General features: G+C 73.6%; 3 protein-coding genes. All 3 read left to right on the top strand.

Translation table 11 applies throughout. The features are described from left to right. Positions 1–894: DUF6777 domain-containing protein (locus GT042_RS02675; protein ID WP_345943658.1), on the top strand; the 894-nt coding region annotated here is incomplete at its 5' end. Positions 895–938: 44 nt separating this feature from the next. After that, the gene (locus GT042_RS02670) at positions 939–3,011 is read left to right on the top strand and encodes a SpoIIE family protein phosphatase (protein WP_161307088.1); all 2,073 of its coding nucleotides are present in this window, start codon (positions 939–941) and stop codon (positions 3,009–3,011) included. A gap of 70 nt (positions 3,012–3,081) precedes the next feature. Further along, positions 3,082–3,624 (top strand): wax ester/triacylglycerol synthase domain-containing protein (locus tag GT042_RS02665; protein WP_272925667.1); only part of this gene is annotated, 543 nt, incomplete at its 3' end.

Below are 3,624 nucleotides of genomic sequence, written 5' to 3'. Positions count from 1 at the left end.
CGGTCCGCCTCCAAGGCCACCGCCGGGCCCGTCGGCGCCGCCCGCGCCCTCCCGGGCTCGACCCCCGGCCTCTACGGCGCCGCCCGCTCCGTCTCCAGCTGTGACGTGGAGCGGCAGATCCGCCTCCTCACCGAGGACCGGACCCGCTCCCGCGCCTTCGCCCGGGGGGCCGGCATCGGCGGGAGCGCCGTCCCGGCCTTCCTGCGCGGCCTCACTCCGGTGGTCCTGCGGGCCGACGCCCGCGTCACCGGCCACGGCTACCGGGACGGGGCCGCCGCCCCCTACCAGTCCGTGCTCCAGGCGGGCACCGCCGTCATGGTCGACGAGCGGGGGCTGCCACGGGTGCGCTGCGCCTGCGGGAACCCGCTGCGCGCCCCCGTCCCCGTCCGGGGCGCGGTCGTGAACCGGGGCAAGCGCTGGGCCGGTTACGCCCCCGGCCGCGTCGTCGTCATCAACCGCGCGGACGCGGCCGTCGAAGGGCTGGTGGTGGTCGACCTGGTCGAGGTCGCCTGGATGCAGCGCAGGACCGGCACGGACGGGGACGAGGACGCGCTCCCCGAGGTCCTGCCGCCGTACGGCCCCGAGGCCGACATCACCGACCCCGACACCGTACGGCCGCCGGGCGAGGCCACCCCCACCGCGACTCCCGAGCCGTCCGCCCCGGCGAAGCCGGACAGGACCCCGCGCGAGTCCGGCGCCCCCACCCGTACGACCCTGCGGCCCGGCGACACCCTGCCCCCCGAGCCCCCGTCGGAGGAGCCGCCGGGGGAGGAGCAGCCCATGCAGCCGGAGCCCGAGCCCGTCCCGACCGGCGACGACGGGATGCTCCCCGTCGAGCCCGACAGGGAACAGATCAGTGATGTCCTGACCGGCCCCGATGCCTACCAGGAATGACCGGACCACTCGAAGAATCCGACAAATGATGACAGAGTGTCCCCATGGCTGAACGGGCAGCGGGTGCCGTGTCGCTCCCTGACGACTGGCCCGCCCCTCCGGAACTCAGCATGTCCCTCAACCGGATGGGCATCTTCGACTGGGATCTCGACAGCGGGCTGCTGCACCTCGACGGCTCGGCGCTCGCCGTGCTGGACCTCACGGCCGAGGAGTACGACGGCAGGCCGAGCGGGCTCAAGGGCCGGATCCCCTACAACGAGGGCATCCGGCTCTACGCCGTCGTGGCCGAGGCCATGGAGAGCGGCAGCGAGACCTACGGCGCCTACATGCGCATGCGGCAGCGTGACGGCACGCTGCGCTGGATGCACGCCCAGGGCCGTATCCGCCGCGAGAGCGACGGCCGGCCCCACCGCGTCATCGGCGTGCTCCGCGACGCCAGCCAGGAGCTGGCCGACTCCACCGCCCGGCTGGAACTGGACGCGGTACGCCGGGTCCAGACCAGCGTCGTGGAGGGCACGACCGCCGCGCTCGCCCACGCCAGGACCGTCCAGGACGTCATCGACGTCCTGAAGGAGTCCCACGGCCTGGAGCACCTCGGCGCCACCAGCCTGGTCATGGGACTGGTCGAGTCCGGCCGCATCCACCTGGTCGCCGAGGGGCCCGAGGGGTCCTTCGTGCCCGGCACCCGTGTCACCCGGATCGACGAGCCGTACCCGATGAGCGACGTCGTACGGACGCTCACGCCCCGGTTCATCGAGTCCGCGGAGGAGTTCGCCGCGTCCTACCCGGACCTGTGGCCGCACATCAGCGAGCTGGGCATCACCGCCGCCGCGTACCTCCCGCTCATCGCCCAGGCCCGTCCCATCGGCGCCCTCGGCCTGCTCTACGGCGACAAGAACGGCTTCAGCGGCGAGGACCGCAACCTCCTCGTCGCCCTCGGCAGCAGCATCGCCCAGAGCCTCCAGCGCGCCGTGCTCTTCGAGCAGGACCACGATCTGGCGGAGGGCCTCCAGCAGGCCATGCTGCCGCGCCGGATCCCCGCCGTCCCGGGCGCCGAGATCGCGGTCCGCTACCGGTCGGCCCGGCTCGGCCGGGACATCGGCGGTGACTGGTACGACGTGATCCCGCTGCCCGGCGGCCGGGTGGGCGCGGTCATCGGGGACGTCCAGGGCCACGACACCCACGCCGCCGCCGTGATGGGCCAGCTGCGTATCGTGCTGCGGGCGTACGCCGCCGAGGGGCACACCCCGGCGACGGTGATGGCCCGGGCCTCCGTCTTCCTGCACGAACTGGACACCGACCGCTTCGCCACCTGCATCTACGCGGAGGCGGACCTGACGACCGGCGTGGTCCAGCTGGTCCGGGCCGGCCACGTCGACCCGATGGTCAGGGGCATGGACGGCAGCTGCCGGAGATTCCCGGTGAGCGGGGGGATGCCGCTCGGCCTCTCGGCGCTCTTCGGCCAGCTCGACTATCCGGTGAGGACGCTCGAACTGGACCCGGGCCAGACCCTGTTGCTGTTCACCGACGGACTGGTCGAGCAGCCGGGCGCCGACCTGGACGACGGGATGCGCCTGTTGTCCTCGCTCGTCCGCGACGGACCGCGCGACCTCCAGATGCTCGCCGACAAGCTCTGCGAGGTGGTGGACGAACGCGGCGGCGAGGACGACGTCGCCGTCCTGCTGCTGCGGCGCAGGGGCGCCCACGCCCCGCAGACCGGCGGCCGGCTCCAGCAGCACGTCGCACAGGGCGACCCGGAGGCGCTCAGTTCGGCACGGCACATGATCCGGGCGGCGGTCGGCGCCTGGGGCGCGGGCAACCGGTCCGACGAGATCGAGCTGTCCGCCGACGAACTGATCACCAACGCGCTCATGCACACCGACGGCGGCGCGATCGTGACCGTGCGGGTCCTGGCCGGGACCGTACGGCGGCTGCGGGTCGAGGTCGAGGACCGCTCCAGCGCGCTGCCCCGGCGCAGGGACGCCGGGGCAGCGGGCGTCTCCGGGCGCGGACTGCTGCTCGTGGACGAGCTGGCGGACGCCTGGGGGGTGGAGTCACGCGGCAGCGGCAAGTGTGTGTGGAGCGAGTTCCTTGTCCCGGACCGGCCGTCACGTTGAGCGGTACACATCGTTAGTTGTGCGTGAAGTGGCTGACCTTGACCGTAACTGATCGGAACGTGAGGACCCCTTGACCACCGAGCTGCTGGCACCTCTCGATCTGGCTTTCTGGCACCTCGAATCCGCCGACCACCCCATGCACCTGGGCGCGCTCGCCGTCTTCACCGCGGCCCCGGGCACGACCCCCGGCGAAGGAGTGCCCGAGCTGCTCGCCACCCGCGCCGCCGCCGTGCCCCGGTTGCGGATGCGGGTACGGGACGTCCTGCTGCCGGTCGGCGGGGCCGCGTGGGCGGTGGACAAGGACTTCGACGTCCACCGCCACGTACGGGTGCTGCCTCTCCCGGCCGGTGACTTCGCCGTCCAGGCCGAGCTGCTCGCCGGGGAGCTCATGGAACGCCCGCTGGAGCGCGGTGTCCCGCCCTGGGAGATGTACGTGCTGACGCCGGCGGACCCGGGGCCGGAGGCCGCTCCGGAGAGGGGCCGGCGGTTCGCCGTCCTCGTGAAGATGCACCACGCCCTCGCGGACGGCATGCGCGCCGTCGCGATCGGCGCGGGCATCTTCGACCAGATCGCCGACGTCCGGGCGGCCGGGGACCGGCGGGCCCGCCCGGTG

The sequence above is a fragment of the Streptomyces sp. SID3212 genome, assembly GCF_009865405.1.
Lineage (GTDB): Bacteria > Actinomycetota > Actinomycetes > Streptomycetales > Streptomycetaceae > Streptomyces.
This window is presented reverse-complemented; position numbering and strand designations above follow the sequence as displayed.

Bases quoted from the DNA above. Each gene is read 5' to 3' on its own strand.
- GT042_RS02670 (WP_161307088.1), top strand. From the start codon at position 939: ATGGCTGAACGGGCAGCGGGTGCCGTGTCGCTCCCTGACGACTGGCCC.